At 35.8% G+C, this 16,899-nt stretch carries 20 protein-coding genes; all 20 read left to right on the plus strand.

Going from position 1 to position 16,899, the window contains the following annotated elements; translation table 11 throughout:
• Nucleotides 1–199 precede the first annotated feature (199 nt).
• The 20 genes from MKZ11_RS13785 (at nt 200) to MKZ11_RS13880 (ending at nt 16,844) form a co-directional block, all read left to right on the plus strand.
• On the plus strand, nt 200–1,249 hold the full coding sequence (locus tag MKZ11_RS13785; RefSeq protein WP_340794980.1) for a replication-relaxation family protein: 1,050 nt from the start codon (nt 200–202) through the stop codon (nt 1,247–1,249).
• A gap of 80 nt (nt 1,250–1,329) precedes the next feature.
• A complete protein-coding gene (locus MKZ11_RS13790; protein ID WP_340794981.1) occupies nt 1,330–1,536 on the plus strand; it encodes a hypothetical protein in 207 nt (68 codons plus the stop codon).
• A 5-nt stretch (nt 1,537–1,541) separates the two neighbouring features.
• Nucleotides 1,542–2,036, plus strand: coding sequence for a hypothetical protein (locus MKZ11_RS13795; RefSeq protein ID WP_340794982.1), 495 nt, complete (start codon nt 1,542–1,544; stop codon nt 2,034–2,036).
• 112 nt (nt 2,037–2,148) lie between these two features.
• On the plus strand, nt 2,149–3,141 hold the full coding sequence (locus MKZ11_RS13800; protein WP_340794983.1) for a DUF3885 domain-containing protein: 993 nt from the start codon (nt 2,149–2,151) through the stop codon (nt 3,139–3,141).
• A gap of 157 nt (nt 3,142–3,298) precedes the next feature.
• Nucleotides 3,299–3,973 (plus strand): hypothetical protein, encoded by a 675-nt coding sequence (locus MKZ11_RS13805; protein ID WP_340794984.1) that lies wholly within the window; start codon nt 3,299–3,301, stop codon nt 3,971–3,973.
• Nucleotides 3,974–4,046: 73 nt separating this feature from the next.
• Nucleotides 4,047–4,775, plus strand: a complete 729-nt coding sequence (locus MKZ11_RS13810) for a hypothetical protein (protein WP_340794985.1) — start codon at nt 4,047–4,049, stop codon at nt 4,773–4,775.
• Between the two features lie 145 nt (nt 4,776–4,920).
• Nucleotides 4,921–5,373, plus strand: a complete 453-nt coding sequence (locus tag MKZ11_RS13815; protein ID WP_340794986.1) for a DUF4279 domain-containing protein — start codon at nt 4,921–4,923, stop codon at nt 5,371–5,373.
• A 158-nt stretch (nt 5,374–5,531) separates the two neighbouring features.
• On the plus strand, nt 5,532–5,837 hold the full coding sequence (locus MKZ11_RS13820; RefSeq protein WP_445326999.1) for a DUF6980 family protein: 306 nt from the start codon (nt 5,532–5,534) through the stop codon (nt 5,835–5,837).
• A gap of 143 nt (nt 5,838–5,980) precedes the next feature.
• The gene (locus MKZ11_RS13825) at nt 5,981–6,265 is read left to right on the plus strand and encodes a hypothetical protein (protein ID WP_340794988.1); all 285 of its coding nucleotides are present in this window, start codon (nt 5,981–5,983) and stop codon (nt 6,263–6,265) included.
• A 146-nt stretch (nt 6,266–6,411) separates the two neighbouring features.
• The gene (locus tag MKZ11_RS13830) at nt 6,412–6,882 is read left to right on the plus strand and encodes a hypothetical protein (RefSeq protein WP_340794989.1); all 471 of its coding nucleotides are present in this window, start codon (nt 6,412–6,414) and stop codon (nt 6,880–6,882) included.
• 182 nt (nt 6,883–7,064) lie between these two features.
• A complete protein-coding gene (locus MKZ11_RS13835; protein ID WP_340794990.1) occupies nt 7,065–7,484 on the plus strand; it encodes a hypothetical protein in 420 nt (139 codons plus the stop codon).
• Between the two features lie 15 nt (nt 7,485–7,499).
• A complete protein-coding gene (locus MKZ11_RS13840; protein WP_340794991.1) occupies nt 7,500–9,239 on the plus strand; it encodes a type IV secretory system conjugative DNA transfer family protein in 1,740 nt (579 codons plus the stop codon).
• A 173-nt stretch (nt 9,240–9,412) separates the two neighbouring features.
• Complete coding sequence (locus MKZ11_RS13845) at nt 9,413–10,234, plus strand: S1 RNA-binding domain-containing protein (RefSeq protein WP_340794992.1); 822 nt, start codon at nt 9,413–9,415, stop codon at nt 10,232–10,234.
• A 67-nt stretch (nt 10,235–10,301) separates the two neighbouring features.
• Nucleotides 10,302–11,024 carry a hypothetical protein gene (locus tag MKZ11_RS13850; protein ID WP_340794993.1) on the plus strand — a complete coding sequence of 241 codons (723 nt, stop codon included), beginning with the start codon at nt 10,302–10,304 and terminating at the stop codon, nt 11,022–11,024.
• A 562-nt stretch (nt 11,025–11,586) separates the two neighbouring features.
• Complete coding sequence (locus MKZ11_RS13855) at nt 11,587–11,775, plus strand: hypothetical protein (protein WP_340794994.1); 189 nt, start codon at nt 11,587–11,589, stop codon at nt 11,773–11,775.
• 11 nt (nt 11,776–11,786) lie between these two features.
• A complete protein-coding gene (locus tag MKZ11_RS13860) occupies nt 11,787–12,329 on the plus strand; it encodes a hypothetical protein (RefSeq protein WP_340794995.1) in 543 nt (180 codons plus the stop codon).
• A 9-nt stretch (nt 12,330–12,338) separates the two neighbouring features.
• Nucleotides 12,339–12,584 (plus strand): ABC-three component system middle component 6, encoded by a 246-nt coding sequence (locus tag MKZ11_RS13865; RefSeq protein WP_340794996.1) that lies wholly within the window; start codon nt 12,339–12,341, stop codon nt 12,582–12,584.
• Complete coding sequence (locus MKZ11_RS13870) at nt 12,571–14,229, plus strand: hypothetical protein (RefSeq protein ID WP_340794997.1); 1,659 nt, start codon at nt 12,571–12,573, stop codon at nt 14,227–14,229. Before MKZ11_RS13865 ends, MKZ11_RS13870 begins: the two co-directional genes overlap by 14 nt.
• 552 nt (nt 14,230–14,781) lie before the next feature.
• A complete protein-coding gene (locus MKZ11_RS13875) occupies nt 14,782–16,062 on the plus strand; it encodes a RecT family recombinase (RefSeq protein ID WP_340794998.1) in 1,281 nt (426 codons plus the stop codon).
• Between the two features lie 2 nt (nt 16,063–16,064).
• Nucleotides 16,065–16,844: a hypothetical protein gene (locus MKZ11_RS13880; protein WP_340794999.1), complete on the plus strand. Its 780-nt coding sequence runs from the start codon at nt 16,065–16,067 to the stop codon at nt 16,842–16,844.
• Nucleotides 16,845–16,899 lie beyond the last annotated feature (55 nt).

A 16,899-nucleotide genomic window follows, 5' to 3' on the forward strand; every position in this document is an offset into this window, starting at 1 on the left:
TTGGATGCAAGAAATTAGCTGATATTGTACCCCGTTTATGCTAGACAAACATTTGCAGGTACAGCGTACTCGTTCATTACTAGCGAATTAAGAAAATTGACGGAAAACCCAAGTAGTTTAGTTGAATCAATTCGTAGCGCAGTGCAGAAGTGACCGAAAATAAACAGCCGGGGCGAACAGTCAACAAGGAGGAGACAGCATGTCGAGGACGGGCAATAAACAGGTGGTGAAGGTTTTGCAAGCTCGTGATATTGAGATACTAAAAGGACTCTACGAACATCGAGCGTTGAGTACGGAGCAGATCATGCGACGCTACGAAATGTCGAAGTGGTACACGTATAAGAAATTAGCATTGCTACGAAACAGCAAGTTAATCAGCACACTCCCGATACGCGGATATCTCGCCAATCAGAAGCGACAAGGGAATTACCATAGAATTAGTGAAACGGGCATCACCTGCTTACGAAAGCAGGGGGTGGCTGTTGAACGGAGTGCAGACCAATTACGTGTAAACATCAGGCACCTCCCATTCCTACTATCCAGTAACGATATAATGATTGACTTAGAAAAATATAAATGGGTAATGAAAGACAGTCGCCAGGTCAAAGTAGAATATGAATTAAACCGCGGGGCCAACGTACAGGGGATGTTAACGAGTCCCAAAGGAGTAGGTTACTTATTTTACATGTTCATGCACGGTATCAGCAAAATGAATCTAAACAAGACTGCTAAAGAGATAAAAGAATCCAAGTATCGCAACTATATGTTATTTGCAAAAAGCCAAAAAAGTTTCAGCACAATCGTCAATGTCCTTTCTATAGATGAAAATCTAATTGTCCAATGTCAAAGTTTGAAAATATTCCCGTATGTCTTTGCAAAATACTACTTACGCTTGTTCGAAGATGAAAATAACGTCATGAAGTTTCTGGAAGACTACGAAATATATGACTTGTCCTTTAAAACGGATTTTAAAGATACCCGAAGGAAAACGTACGATGGTTTAGAGAGAGTCGTCCGGCACAATGGCGAAGAAAAGTACCTTGTAAATCTGCTCGACACGGATTTGGTCAAAGTTTATAACATCAAGCAATACCGCAAAGAAATGTACGAATTAGATGGACGGAAAGTGCTCATCGTAACAACTTCAAACACTCGAAAAATGCACGAACAGCTATTAGAAGAAATTTATCATGTCGATTATCTTGAAATTGATACCGGTGATCTTATCGATTACCTAACCACAATCTGAAAAACTATTTAATAGAAGGAACTGCCCTTCAAAAGACATTTTGAAACCACATTATCTAAAATATGAAAGGGGAAATTAACATGCAAACTAATAATCAAGTCATTCCTGAACTACTGGAGATGACAAAACTAACCGCACATGAAAAGGGTCTCAATAACGAAATAGCCATACATTTGGGTGAAGCTGAGCAAATGAGAATGTATCGGACCATGCGTGAGCTGCTGGCCGACGAACTCGTCTTCGTGTTGAATTTGGAAGTGTCGAGTGCCCGCAGTAGAAAGGGGTGATTCCATTGCAAGTATTCATAGTGGTGATTAGCTTTCTATTGGCAGCATTGGGTGTCACGTCCATGTACAATGCTGTCTATATCCCATCTGCAAAGTTAATACTGATTTCCGGGCTGACGACTATTGCCATCTATTTCCTAGTCAAGCGACTTCAACAGCGGAAATATAAGAAGCTGGACAGGTTGATGTCGTTCACAATGTCCCTGTTCGCTTCCCTGTTTCTTTCAAGCCTTGTTCATTCAGCGTGGGATATGGAAAAGTTCCTTTCTCGGTTAACGATGATGAAAATGACTTTGGTGTTGCTCGTGATAGTTTCTGTTTATTTGAACGTTGTCTTCATCCGAGCAGAAATATCGTACAAGAAAAAGCGCGGCAACCAACGAATCGAGGAACAACCTAACAAAAGCTATTTTGAAAAACGGAAAGAGGAAAAGGAGAGGATACAGCGAGGGGACGTCAGAATCGTGCTAGGAGCGTCCACTGATAACGATGATAATTGAGCGAAGAATGAATTGACAATAAGATGGTGGGTTACAAGTAAAGGAATTTAATTTACAATAAAGTAATAACAACATCTTCAGCCATTGTTGATTAGATAGGAGCAAAAATATCTTGAATGTTCGAGAACAATATGAAAATTATATGGACTCTTATTTTCCACAAATAAATAAGTTTCCGTTTCACCTTGAAGGTAAGATACCATGGATAAGGTTTGAATTAGGAATTCCTGGTCAATGGAGAATTAGTCAAGCTGAATATCTGAACACTGTTTACCAAAAGGCTATTACTGTCTTTGAAAAATCACATGATCCTGAGGATGACATTTTCTTATTAGTATTGAAATATGGAAGTAGCTATAAGAAGAATCGGTATAAAAAGGTAAAAGTATTCGACCGTTATATAAAGGAAAAAAAACTTCGTAACAAACTGCATGTTCTGAAAACTAATTGGTGTGATAGTGATTATGATGAAGAACAAGTGACATATTCATATTTACTAAAATGCAAGTCTTCTGAACTTAATTATCGTCAATTACTAAAGGCGATTGCTCACACTGATTTTTTAATTCATCCTTATATTTCAGATCAATGTTTTTTTATCAACACTACAAAACACACAATTTACCATATGTATGATGACAGGGGGTTAGATCTACTTGGTGAATCTAAAGAGTCCATAAAGGATATATATAATAGCTATAGTAACTGGGTATTGGATTATGATCGAAAAGCTATTGATGAGAGTTTTGAATCTGGATTATACGGTATAAAAGAAACGGCCAAAGAGCGGAAAATAAGGGAAAGCGCAGATGAAGAAAAACTATCAGAGCTTGAAAGTTCGAATATTCCGTTTGAATTACCACGTAAGCCTGAACACAAATTTACGATAAAAAACGGAAAAGAGATTGTTGAGTTGATAGCAGTCCATTTACAAAGAATGGGATATGCAACGCTAGTTCAAGCCCCAAAATCAAACTCGGAGGATTATTCCATCACCTGTACAAAACCATGTCAGTTATATCAACACCAAGTGTCTATACAAACAAGTTTGATGGCATTGGTTGCAAAAAAGTACAAGGCAAAGTATGAGGGTTGGGCGTTATAATAAAAGACACATCACTTAATTAAATTTGTTCTTATTAAGCAAACTGGATCTATGGGAGTCAAACAAGATTGGGCACTCAAAGTATTGTTATAAAAAATCTTTGTAGATAAAATGAGATTAACAAAAAATAATTCATAAAAATGGGGAAAAAGAAATTATGGCTTACGATTTTTCAACACTAACCAAATACGACTTAAATTTAAAGGAACTACGAAATTACGTTTTACAGAATCAATTTGATTTCAAGTACTTTGACGAGTGGGTAAATGGCTGGATGAATGTGTTTTTAAACGCTGAAATTGATACCTTAACTCAAATTCAAAACTTAGAGAAAAATGGCATTCCGCTATTTGAAGTATTCGTAAAAGAGATTAGCTTCGGAAAGGCTAATTTTAACTTCAATTTCATTGTTGAAGGAGCAAAGAATTATATAAAGAACAGTAAAGCAGCACCTAAAAAAAAGTCCGTAACGGACTTTTTAAATAAAGTGATGTGGACTGAAGAAGAAAGTGAATCAACACATGAAATAAATGATCCAGTTTATCTTGCAACACTTCCTACAGGTAACAAAATGTACTTACTGATTGATGGGAATACGCGAGTGTCACAGCTTTTAAGAAGTGGAACAAATGAAATTACTTACTTTGATATTTCTCCAAACAATATTATTGAACAACAGATTCTTTTGTTCACTATCGAAAAAGCGATTTATGCTTTTCTAATTGAATCTTATACTTTCCAACAACACTTGAAGAGAGGGCAATACACTCACAAGGACATCTTCAAATCGTCGAATATTTTTAATGCGTTTAAAGCACTTAACGTAAAGTAAGGTAATCGAGTAGTAGTGAGGGAGCGATTAACTCCATTGTTCGAGTAAATTAAGCAGTATAGGAGTAGTTAATTTGAAAAAGTTAAAATCAATTATTTTTTATATTTTCTCATTAATTTCCATAGTTATATTAACAGTTATATTAACAATAGGGATATTTATATTGTTAGTAGCAATTCAAGAAAAGTTATTTGTACCTCAAGAGTATATAATGTGGATTTTTAAATATCCCAATTCTAGGTTAGTGTTTATTTATGAATCGTTCCTTTTTTGGGGATTATTCTACATTTTTAATAGGGGTTTTAGGAAAGCGTTGGGAACAAGGGCTCCTAGTTCAAAAAATAGCCTTTTTAAAAAGCATAGAAAACTAATCCTCTCCACTTTCATAACGTTCAATATAGTTCTGATATACATCATAATTTCTGCTGTTACTGTAATAACAAATAATAAGATAATAGATTATTCATTTCTTTCTCCACAGGGTAGGGAATATAGCTACAACGATGTTGTAAATATTGACGCAGGAGTGTATGGCAAGAACCTATATTTACCGTTTACGCACGCAAAGGGTGATTTCTTTTACATTTTAGAATTAGATGATGGTTCAAAAATCGATTTAGCTGAAGTGGGGGGAGTGAAAAATGATGAGCATGAGTATTTTATCATTGAAGAACTTGACATTCAATTTATAAACATGGATATTCCTAAAGTGTCAAGTATGGAAAATTTTAAATACAGTACCGATCATTTAGATGAAATTTATACGGACAAAATACGAAATATATTAGAAAATACCAATTAAAAATAATCGGCTGTTCAGCTAAAGGAGGCATTTCTACAACAAGTAGAGGTGCATTTTTACTACCTGGCAGTTTAGTTCAATAAGGATGATATAATAATTTTATATAAAGATGGAAAATGAGAACTATCGGAGGAGAAAGTTTAATTTGGACAAAACTCAAGTAATGGTTTACTTCAGTTTGTATGGAGATGAGTTTCCAATTGATTATGTGACCGAAACGTTGGAAATTGAACCTACAGAAACCTATAAAAAGGGTGATACCATCGTAAGACCCTTTAATCGAAAAGTTACTTCAACGAAAACCCATTATCGATTAGAAACAGCTTGGGAATTAAGTACGGGCTATCAAGAGTCCTTTGATGTGAAGGAGCAAATGGACCAAATCTTTGGACAGTTTAAAAATAAATCAACTAAAATAAATCAGTTGAAAACGGAGTATGAACTGGAATGCCATTTCTCAATTGTTATAATAATGGAAAACGGATATACACCTAGTTTACATCTGGATAACGAACAGATTGAATTTGCAAATAGCATAAAAGCCGAATTTGATATTGATTTGTATACCAACCCTTATAAAAGTAATTTTGACGACTAAATATGGCACAAACCTTGTTTAAGTAACGGGTGCGTTTCTATGATAAGAGGGAACGTTTTTTCACTAACCGGCAGGTTAGTTCAATAAGAAACCATTATAAAATTTCAATAAACAATGTACGTAGAAACTAATAAAGGTTTTAATCCAAGGAGATTTTTATGAATAATCACTGCTGCGTAACTATGAAAGACCAAGCTAATATTAAGTGCAAAATTCACGCTAATCCATTTGGTTGTCCAGACATTTTGATTACTTATAATAAAAAGTTTGATGAATATGGGTTAATAATTCACGATGGAGGCAGCTCAAGTATAGAGATAACCTACTGTCCCTGGTGTGGCACGAAATTACCTGAATCTAAAAGAGATTTATGGTTTGAAAACCTTGAACAATTAGGATTTGATGACCCTGTTGAGCAATCGATTCCAGAGGAATTTAAAACAGATAAATGGTATAAAAAATAGTAAGTGAGCAGAAGATTCACTAGCCTGTTGAGAGATGTTTTGGGAGCTTTCTTTCTTATTATAAATTTTGTGAAGGATTGTACTTCAACTAACGAAGAAGTTTAGTTCAATAAGGATGATGTAATAATTATTCAATATAATTAGTGGAACTAGGTGAAAAAGTGATTTGGATGTATGTGGGTATAATAATTATTATTTTGATGGGTACTTCATTAATCATTTCAGGGATTAACCTCACTAAAGATAAGCATAGAAAAGAGGAATATATAGACAGTACTACTGTAAATAATTCAGGAATAATGGCATCAATTATATTATTTTTACTATCCTTTTTATTGAAGTTTATTCCATACTGGTTAATGAAAGTGTTTTTGATTTTACTCGGTATATCTTTAATTATTTTCGGGGTTTTTCTTTTTACTCGATAAAGGAGTTTTAGTATTATTTAGTTTTGAACAAACGGATGCATTACTGGAACAATGGTAATGCCCTTTTCTTCTTCAAGTAACGCAGCAGGTTAGTTGAACAAGGAATAAGGTAAGGGTATTTTTTTTGAGAAGCTTGGAGGAATAGAATGAAAAAGTTTCGTGGGAAAAGACGTTATTTCCGAAATTTATCGAGAGAAGTATCATTGGATAACTATAATTTGCAATTTGATAACGAGGGGTGGTTTGACTTATGGCACACTCATCTTGATTTTTCTGGGATTGGGAATGATAGTTTGAAGATAAGAAGAGAGCATATAAAGGCACATTTAGCTTTATATAAAAATTTATTAAAAAAGCTCGAACCTTTCGAAAAACCATACCAAACCTGGATTCACTTAGATGATGAAGATGCTGGTACAGACGCAGTTTTTATTCATACTCCTAATCCAAATGAAGATAATTTCCCTCTTAAAGTAGAAAATTTGAACTGGAATTGCACTATCCCGACCTCGTTCAAAGATTTAATAAACCTAGAGGAAAATAATGTGGCATATTATAAGTCAGAATCTGAAGGCGGGTACATTATCCAGTCCAAGCATCAGGGGATTAAATTGTAAATTCTTCTTGAGCTAACTGGCAGTTAGTTGAACAAGGGTAAGATTTTTAAATAATCTTATTGCCTTTTTAGATGCTTAATTAAATAATATTGTTGTCAAATTACACCAGACACGTTCCATTCAGTTATTGAATGTTGAACGTGTTATTTTTATTACCTTTTTACCAAGGAGGTATTCACGAAATGTTTTTCAAAACTAAAATCTGTAGTAATAAGCTGTACATCTATCCTGAAGTGGAAGCCCATGTAGCAAAACAAAATCCAGCTGAACTAATCGAGTTGGGGTTTCTCGTCCTTGAAACATCCCTCCTATTGTTGAGGATGATGGATACCCGAAACTATAAAAAGGATATGCGGTTTTGGATGAAACGTATATCGCACAATGCCCACTCGCTTCCCGAATTATTGTGGGAGGAAGGTGAACAATCAAATCAATTGTTGATAAGAAAACAGAACAAAGAGCACCTGGAATTACTCAGATATAAAATATCGAGAACCATTCAAACGTTGTTCAGTTTTGAAGAAGATAGTCGTGTTCCTTTCAAATTGGATCAGATACATGAGTATTTCAGCAAGTGGGATTGGATAAAGAAAAGACATTGAGAGGAGGTGACGCAGATGAGTATGCCCATCGTATGGCAGGGGAGTGATTGCTTCACTCATATGCTTGCAGTTGGTCCTACTCGTTGTGGCAAGACAGCAACGATATTAAAACCGATGATCTATCAATTGTTGCTACAGAAGAAACGAGGTGTTCCGTTAGGTATATCCGTTGTCGAGCCTAAAGGGGATGTGGCGGCAATGGTAAATGAAATGTGTTTAGAAATGGATATCCCATGTATTCACGTTGACCCTGACAAACCCAATTCTGCAAGCTTTAATCCAATGGAAGGTGACACGGATACAGTGGCGGAAGCAACGGTCGTTGTATTAAAAGGATTGTTTGGAAAACAGGATGCTTTCTTCGCAACCGTTCAGGAACTATCTGCGCGTAACGTTACGAAACTGCTTAAAGAACTGCATGGCAACAACATGGATATCGTTGATGTAATGAACACGCTACGTGATCAAAATGTCTTGCAGCAAAAGGTATCGGAACTGAAGCATCGGGACGGCATGACGGACTTGGTCCATTTTTTTGAATCAGAATTACTCGGAAGCATGCGTGAGAAATATCAGCAATTCGTAATTGGATTAAGAGCTCAACTGGAAAATATCGTCAGTAACGAAGCGTTACGAACAATCATGACCGGTAAGAGTGATGTGAACATTGATGAGCATTTGGAAACAGGCGGCGTCCTTGCGGTTAATACAGCACTTGGCAAGTTACGAAAAGCTGGGGATGCATTCGGACAATTTATGATCATGCATTTACAAAACGGAACGTTCAGGAGACCTGGCACAGAGAATACACGTATTCCCCATTTTTTGATCGTCGATGAGTATAGTCGTTACATTAATCCAGATGTAGAAATCTTCCTGTCACTCGCTGCTGAATATAGGGTAGCTGGTATTTTTGCGACACAATCACTTGGCCAACTTGAAATAGAGTCTGGGAATCTTGGTCCTAAGGCAATGAAACAGGCCATTCTTACGTCTTGCCGAAACAAAATCTGTTTTGGTGGCATATCCGCACAAGACGCACAGGATTTTGCGGATGAATTCGGTAAAGATAAAGTCATCATGCGGCAAAGCACATATAAGAACAGAATACTGTTGCCACGGCTCTTTCCAGATTCCTATCGGGACACAGAGGATGAGGAATACCGTTTTGATCCAACAGATTTAATGGACGGCATACCCAAATTCAACTTTGTCCATAAACTTTTAGAAGACGGAACACCACAGAAACCTGCATTAGCAAAAGGTCAATTTGTTCCGCGTAACTGGAAGGAACTTAGGGAGTGGGAAGAAAAAACAACTTTTAAAAAGACGAAGAGTAAAATTCCTAAGAAATTCATGAAGAATAGTCTGCTTGTTCGTTTTCAAGAGAGGATGAAAAAGAGGAATGAAAAGGGGGATGAAGAAACAGAACAAATATCAGATATCCCAATCGAACCCAATATCCAGCCCGAACTTGAAACGCTTTATTCGTTAGAGTTAACTACTGCCGAAAGTCCAGATGATTCTCTAAAAGTAGAAAAGGAATCTTTAGAAACAAAGCAAACACCTACATCTATTCCCATTGATGAAAAAGGGGGAGTAAAACATGGTTCTAAACAAATTAAGGTACACCAAGTGCCAACAGTAGTTACTGTGCCACCCAAGGAAGAGAAGGGCATTGTTCAACCGACTTCGAATCCTAAAAAGAAGGAAACGAGCAATGTAGTCAAGTCTAATGATGGATTTTGGGATTAGTTTTTTAGTCATATAAATTGGTGACACAGTTCGCTAGTCGTTAACAGACGATTAACGAGTGGTGTTATTTTTATTGTCAATTTTATTCGCAAAGGATAATTCAATCAGAAAGTAAAATGAAACAGGTTTTAATTTCAAAAAAAAATAAACTATTGAAATGGAGAGAATATAAAATGACAGAAAACAACATGCAGGTTCTAATTGAAGGTTTTGATCCATCGAAAGTACAAGTGGACAGCGAATTTAATAACGACTGGAAAAAGGTTTATGGTGCTTACCAAAATAATACGATATTGCAGGCTTCGATGACTGGAATTGAAACGCTGCTCGATAAGCCTTGTGCTGTTGTAACGCTAGGTAACGTCCGTGGGTTTATCCCGTTGGAATTTACGGGTGCTGACAACTTACGCCAGCTCCGAGCAATGACGGGACAGTCTGTTGCATTCAAGGTTTTGAACTATGACCGTGAAGCAGAAGTGTTCACTGGATCACGTATTGCTGCATTGGAACAAATGGCATCCATTACGTTAAAGAAAATTGACGTGGATGATGAGATCATTGCCGTTGTTCGTAGTGTCAGCCCTTCGCTTGTTCGTGCTGATATCGGTGGAATTGAAGTAAAGATTCCTCTCGAAGAAATCAAATATGGTTGGATTGACGATTTAACGGAAGAAGTTAAGCAAGGCGATCACCTGAAAGTTAAAGTCTTGGAGATTGATAAAGAGGAGAAGAAAGTAACGGTGAGTGCAAAAGCCACACAAGAGAACCCGTGGTTGCGTTCGATTGGTCGATACTCGTCTGGTAATGAATATGTCGGCACAGTTTCCGGTGTACGTGAATACGGTGTATTCGTCAATTTGGAAGCCGGTGTGGATTCATTGGCCCGTCATTTGAAGTTCCAAAACGTTAAAAGGGGTGATCGTGTGCTTGTCCGTGTATTGGAAACAGATGCGAAGAAAGAACAGATTCGTACACGTATTACTCGTGTCCTATAAGAAATGCAGAGGGGTTGCGTAAATTGACGCGGCCCCTTCTGAATCCTAATCAGAGGAGGAGATAGTCATGACACTTAGTCCGTATTCTTTATCACATGATTGGTCGCTACACTGGACACGTATCCCATCGAACATAAAGCGCTCAGACTATGTCAACGGGGAATCACCGAAAGAACGAAAAGCGTTAGAGGCACTTGCGGCAGTAGGATTAATCGGGGGAGCACAACTCTCCCGATTATTTTCTTTGGATAAGAAGCGGCTCAAGCGAATGGCGGTGGAAAAGAAAATAGTACGCCATGAAATCAAAATGAATAAACAGGTCATCCCGATTTTTACACTTGGAGTAAATGGAGCTGCCGTTGCGGGGCTGAATGACTGTTATGAAAGTAATTATTGGGTTGAATACAAAATAGAGGATGTTTTGAAACGTCTTCTGTTCTTTCAACTGTTTCAATATTTTCCTGAATCAAAAGTTTTTCCGACGCAAGGACCATTTAGTGGTGCAATCCAGTTTCAAGGCAAGCCAATCTATGTATATGTGGTACGCGGTGATGTAAATGATTTACTCATGCATTTAAAGTGGATCGGTAAACACTTCAACGAGCGTCTTATCATTATTACGGAGTCAATTAGACACTTGCATCCGCTAAAGGTAACTGCCGAAACAATAAAAGTAAGGGTTGCAGTGGACGTGGATTTACGGGATGACATTAATGATATTCAAAAGCTCTTTTATTTCTTGGATGAATCCGGTGAGTTTGTTAGCGAAGTAGAAAAGACGAAGGAATAGGGGTTAACCTTGTGATATAATATTCTAAACACTTGTTATAGGAAAGTTTTGGGTCACGTCAGATAAAAAAAAGAAGCAAAGAACAAAACAAGAACAAAACAAAAACAAAACAAGAACAAAATAAGAATAGAATAAGCGATTTGTCATAAGTAACCCCCGCTGGAGGTAAAATTCACTTTTCGAAAAGACTTCCATAGGGGTTACATCTATTCGATCCAGGGCAGTGTGAATTAGATAAAGAGTGGGTGATTCCGAAGTTTTCATCTATTGTTGGATATGAATTAACAGGGTCGCAAAACAATCAATGGTAAAGGTAACTAAATTAATGATTTTGTGCTAAATATAAAACTTGAAATGCTGTAAGTGGAAAGGGTCTACTTAAATGACCCAGCTAAGTATATCAGGATTGTCCTAAATGATGTTTTAAGGGTCTTGGATTGGCAATCGTTGGAAGTCTTTTTATGTTTTTCAGTTACATGATATGAATAGAGAATTCGCGCCAATAATTATCATGAAAACCAAAGAATATTTAATCTAATATACTTATAGAGAAGGTGAAAAAATGGAGAAGGTCACGTTAGTTTTAAGTATAGTTGCGTCAATTGGAACAATAATATCACTTTTACTAAATTTCAAATTAAAAAAAGAATTAACTTTACATAAGCAAAAGATTGAAGGAAATAAAAACATTCAATCTTTAGGGGATAACGTTATTAATAACACTGGCAATAATAGTAACTTTAAACGCTAGGAAGTGTAAATATGTTTGCTAACAAAGGGAATATTGATAGTACTGGTAATAATACTATAAACAATACAGGTGAGAGAGCCCAATTCGAAATCAATCATTATGCTAACCCCCAACAGATATTAAATAAAACATACTTATATGGCTTTTGTGTAAAGTTTTCTGAGGTAGAAGATACTGCTGAAAGCTATGATACAGAGATTGCTTCAGATATCGAAGAAAAGATGGACTACAATGAAATTGATCTTTATAAAGAAATTTTTTTTGAATGTGACCATTATATCGATGATGTTGAAGCAATACTGGAAGAAATACCGAGAAGACAAAGAATACTTTCTAAAATAAACAATAAATACAAACGGTTTAAAAAGTTTGAGAAATGGAATGACAAAGATGAATTGTGTGAATGGGTTTACAATTATTTATATGAAACAATAGAAAATGATCAAAGTTCTGGCGATATATTTCTTGAAGATGCAGAATTAGCTATTCAAGCTCTTATGTATTACTCATTCACTAAGTGTAAATTGTTAGATCCAATACCCAAAAAGAGTTAGGTGACTATTATGCTAATTGATAAAGATTCCAAACCTGAAGACACAATTCTCTATTTATCAGCCCAGTTACTTTTGAAAATTAAAAGCTGTAGTAGGATTAAATTGGCTTTCATTGAAGATTTATACCGAGACATCGACGAAAAACAACCTTATTTTAAATATAACCTTTCTTTAAACTTTTTATATTTAATTGATAAAGTAAAAATTGAAGGGGGTGACTTAGTATATGTACCTAATAAGAATGAAGATAGTTGAAGGAATCGGAGAGTACAAGGAAATTAGGAACGTTGAGTTTAAACTAGGATTAAACATTATTGTGGATGATACTCTAAATGGTGCAGATAATAAAAATCAAGGTAATAATGTTGGTAAAACAACCTTCTTAAAATTAATTGATTTATGTTTAGGTGCTAAAGATAAAAAATATATTTGGACTGATAATGATACCGGAAGTGAAACAACTTCTTTAAAAAACTACATAAATGAAAAGAAAGTCTATGTGGAGTTAGAGATTGAAACAGTAAATATTATATATATATTAAAAGTTGAACTTTTTGACAAAGGAAAAAGATTTATTAATAGCGAACATTACACCCTGCCTAAATATGTGGATAAATTGAATGAAATTATTTTTAACATTGAAAAACCCCCTTCCTTTAGACAGTTAATAGGGAAATTTGTAAGGATAAATCAAAAAGAGGATACAAATACTTTTTTAAAATACTTGCATCAAAATACGACAAATGCAGAGTATAAAAATATATATGATTTCTTGTTTAAACTATCCTCGCTTGAAGAAAGTGAAAAAAAGTTAAATCTTTATAAAGAAATAGAACAGATAAAGAAAGATATAGACCAAATTATTAGATTACACAAGTTTTCTAATATCGATGATCTTAAAGAAAGAATTAGAATAATTAAAAGTACAGTGCTGGAACTAGAGAAAAAAGTAAATGCAATGATTAATGTTAAGGAATACGAAAAAAAACAAGAAGAAGTTTCAACCATTAAAAACTACATTAATACAATTAATGATTCAATTGAGACAATGTTATTTAAAAGAACTAAAATAGAAAGTATTTTGTCGAAGGAAGAAGTGAAAAACGAAAGTATTGATGAAAATATCTTATTGGAATTCTATAAAGATGTAGAAGCATCATTGGGTAATATTAAAAAGGAATTCAATGAACTTGTTGTGTTCAATAATCGTGTAAAACAGAACAAAATTAATTATTATCGTAATAGATTGGAAAAAGTTAATTTTGATTTGAGTGAAATGCTAAAATCACGAGTACGAATTATTAACGAAAATAAGAATATAATTAGTTTGATAAATGAAGATAATTTTAAGGAATTTGAAATTATTCATAAAGAGTTAATAAAACAAAGCGAGCAACTTGGGTCGCTTTACAATGTACAAGAAATTTACAATGATCTTAACGAAAAATTAAACGAGAGAAATGGTACCTATGAAAATATGAATGGAAATTCAGGGTCACTCGATAATTTATCAAAGTTTAATGAATATCTCACCAAATTTAGTAATGAGATTTTCGGGCAACGTTTATACCTAACCCGTGAGAACACTTTCCCTTTAAAGTTGTCAAATGTTGATGAGGGCTTAGGTACGGGGTATCGGAAAACTATAACTTTGCTTTTGGATATTGCTTATGTTTCATTTATTAATGAGCTAAAATTAAATTACCCGAGATTCTTTGTGCATGATGTTTTAGAAACAATGGATGAACATAACCTAAGTGAAGTTACTAAGTTTATTAATGAAAATGGAAGTCAATTTGTTTTTGCAATATTAAATGAAAAGATCAAAGATTACTCCTTTATCAATGAAAAGGATAAAATATTAATATTATCAAAAGATAACAAGGTTTTTAAAATATAAAAGAGATTAAGGTGTTAATAGGTTTGATTTATGGAGCGCATATGGGAAGTTGAAAGAAAAACATATGTAGTTGGGATGCTACTTTTCTGCCAAATAATGTGATTACTGATTTTCATTCGATTTGCTATCTATTTTTGAATTGGATATAATATATACATATTTCATTAGTTTTCACGTCACCATTTTTCACTGGTGAAAGTCGTTAAACCTTTTATTTATTACTAAAGGAGATTCGACACAAATGTTTAGCCTTTGTATTTTCATTCTCTTTGAGAAAAGTTAGGCAGATGTATTACGTCACAAAATTGCTGTATGCACACTAGATACTTACGCATTATTTGAGTGATATATATTTTAAAAGCCGATCGATCCCATTTTGGGTGACATCGGCTTTTTTTGCTTTAAAAATCTGAAAGGTGTGCTGTAATGATATGACATGAAAACAAAACAACTTTCGTTTTCTGTTTCGGTGGGTTACATAAAAGTCGATTGATCCCTTATGGGTGAAGTCGGCTTTTTTATTTATTAAAAATACAAAAGGAGATGGTTTAAGTGGAAAAAGTACTTACGTTTACAAACGAACAGAAGTCGTTGATTTGGAATCGGTTTGTTCAGCCAGCAAAAGGGACTCAAGAAGAGGCGGACCATTTTATTGAAGTCTGTGAGACCTTCGGATTGAATCCATTACTTGGTGATATCGTTTTTCAACGTTACGAAACGAAGAACGGCCCGAATACATCTTTCATTACTACTCGCGATGGGTTGCTCCGTGTTGCTACTACGCAAGAAGGCTATGTAGGACCTCCCAACGCTAATGTAGTTAGAGAAGGAGACACATTCGAGTTCATCCCATCAGAGGGAAGTGTTCGGCATGAGTTCGGTCAGAAGCGTGGTCCAATACTTGGTGCTTATGCAGTCATGCATCATAAACGTTTTAGACCGGTTGCCGTCTTCGTGGATTTTCAAGAATACTTTCAAGCAAATTCAGGTGAACTTAACTCGAAGTATGGCAATAAAAACACTTGGGATAAAATGCCTTCTGCCATGATTCAAAAAATAGCGGAAGTCTTCGTACTTCGTCGTCAGTTCCCTCTAGGTGGCTTATACACCCGTGAGGAAATGTCGATTGATGAAGACTTTAATAGCAACAGTGGAAATGTGGATGCTGCGAAACAGTCTAATCCAGCCCCCAAAAAACAAAACGGGGTTACAGGAAATCAACAAACTGCTGAGACACCCGTTCAGCAATCAAGCGACAACATTGTTGAAGGGGTATTCATCCTGCAAAGGTTTGAAAAAGGGGTAAGCCCACAAAAAGTTCCATTCGCAAAATTAAATGTTATGGATAAGTCGAGCAATGAAGTAAGTCTTGTTCTGGTGAAGGAGAAACAAGAACTAGTTGATTCTCTAAGTCAAATACAAAAGGGCCAAGAGTTGGCTATGGTCATTAAAAAAGAAAGTGGCTTTAATTTCCTTGAAGAATTCTCTATTGTTCAAGCGAATGTTCAATCTGAAACTCAATCACAATCAGATCAAAAAGAATCCGTTCAAGAGCCTGTTCAACAGGGAAATCAAACGTCTTCTGAACCACTTGATGCGTTCATCATGGAAAAGTATGAACAGGGTATAACTCCCGGTGGCGTGTCTTTCGCAAAAATGTATGTAATGAGTGTGGCTAGTAATGCTCAAACAATGGTGTTTGCACAAGGGGAAGTTGCGGTTCAAAAAACACAACACCTTATTGAAGGAGATAAGTTTACGATGCAGACCCGTACAGAAAATGGATTTACGTTTTTCGAGAAATTGGGAGATGCAGATAAGGGGGTAGCATAATTATGCTTCCTGAAATATTAAAAGTTGCAGAGGAATATGGGCTCACGTTCAATCCTCGCTCTCACGGAAAAAAAGAGACTCTTTGCAAATGCTGTTTTTGCGCTGAGGACTCCAAGGCGGGTAAAGGACATAAATTTTATTTGTCGCTAAACACGCATGACCAACTCTTTAAATGTTGGTTCTGCGGTGTTTCCGGTGGTGTGCTGGACTTTGAAACCAAGTTATCTGGAATTCCTTACGCTGATATACGTATCAAATATTTCGGTGTTAGGGAGAAGCCTCTTCACCCGGCAGAACGCTTGAACGCACGTCAACTTCGAACGATTGGCTGGGCTGAATACAAGCGAAAGAACCGGGCTGCATTCAAAAAGAACAGAGAAGCTGTCTTACGGGATTGGAACAGATATGAACACGAAGAACTGGTGAAGCACTTCGCCATGTTCATTGTGATCGCTCACATCGAAAACCAAGCCGAACGGCAAAATGAACTTCTTCGTTACGTCATGCAGTCGTGTCAGGAAACTCAAATTTATCTGATGTTCAATCGTGTGCTGGCTGAATATGTGAAATATGACATGCATCGTGCTGACTGGGCGATAGAAGGTGCTGAAATAGGTAGAGCTGCCTGGAGGGCGTCACTGTCTACCTGTGATTTTGAAATGAATGAAGTTGTGGTAAACGTGGCCTTTTTATATCACATGTGGAAAATGGCTAAAAAGCGAAAGGTCGAAACAAACAAAGAAAGTTTAAAAACAAAGAATAAAGTTTCTTTGGCTAATTAAAATATCCGTTACCCTTCACGGAGGAGAAATAGGGACGTAGCTGAAAATTAGTTGC

The organism is Sporosarcina sp. FSL K6-1508, from assembly GCF_038007465.1.
In the GTDB taxonomy this organism is placed as follows: domain Bacteria; phylum Bacillota; class Bacilli; order Bacillales_A; family Planococcaceae; genus Sporosarcina; species Sporosarcina psychrophila_B.

Excerpts from the sequence above, each read along its gene's own strand:
- MKZ11_RS13785 (WP_340794980.1), top strand. The coding sequence starts at position 200 with ATGTCGAGGACGGGCAATAAACAGGTGGTGAAGGTTTTGCAAGCTCGT.
- MKZ11_RS13790 (WP_340794981.1), top strand. The coding sequence starts at position 1,330 with ATGCAAACTAATAATCAAGTCATTCCTGAACTACTGGAGATGACAAAA.
- MKZ11_RS13805 (WP_340794984.1), top strand. The coding sequence starts at position 3,299 with ATGGCTTACGATTTTTCAACACTAACCAAATACGACTTAAATTTAAAG.
- MKZ11_RS13820 (WP_445326999.1), top strand. The coding sequence starts at position 5,532 with ATGAATAATCACTGCTGCGTAACTATGAAAGACCAAGCTAATATTAAG.
- MKZ11_RS13830 (WP_340794989.1), top strand. The coding sequence starts at position 6,412 with ATGAAAAAGTTTCGTGGGAAAAGACGTTATTTCCGAAATTTATCGAGA.
- MKZ11_RS13835 (WP_340794990.1), top strand. The coding sequence starts at position 7,065 with ATGTTTTTCAAAACTAAAATCTGTAGTAATAAGCTGTACATCTATCCT.
- MKZ11_RS13840 (WP_340794991.1), top strand. The coding sequence starts at position 7,500 with ATGAGTATGCCCATCGTATGGCAGGGGAGTGATTGCTTCACTCATATG.
- MKZ11_RS13845 (WP_340794992.1), top strand. The coding sequence starts at position 9,413 with ATGACAGAAAACAACATGCAGGTTCTAATTGAAGGTTTTGATCCATCG.
- MKZ11_RS13850 (WP_340794993.1), top strand. The coding sequence starts at position 10,302 with ATGACACTTAGTCCGTATTCTTTATCACATGATTGGTCGCTACACTGG.
- MKZ11_RS13855 (WP_340794994.1), top strand. The coding sequence starts at position 11,587 with ATGGAGAAGGTCACGTTAGTTTTAAGTATAGTTGCGTCAATTGGAACA.
- MKZ11_RS13860 (WP_340794995.1), top strand. The coding sequence starts at position 11,787 with ATGTTTGCTAACAAAGGGAATATTGATAGTACTGGTAATAATACTATA.
- MKZ11_RS13865 (WP_340794996.1), top strand. The coding sequence starts at position 12,339 with ATGCTAATTGATAAAGATTCCAAACCTGAAGACACAATTCTCTATTTA.
- MKZ11_RS13870 (WP_340794997.1), top strand. The coding sequence starts at position 12,571 with ATGAAGATAGTTGAAGGAATCGGAGAGTACAAGGAAATTAGGAACGTT.
- MKZ11_RS13880 (WP_340794999.1), top strand. The coding sequence starts at position 16,065 with ATGCTTCCTGAAATATTAAAAGTTGCAGAGGAATATGGGCTCACGTTC.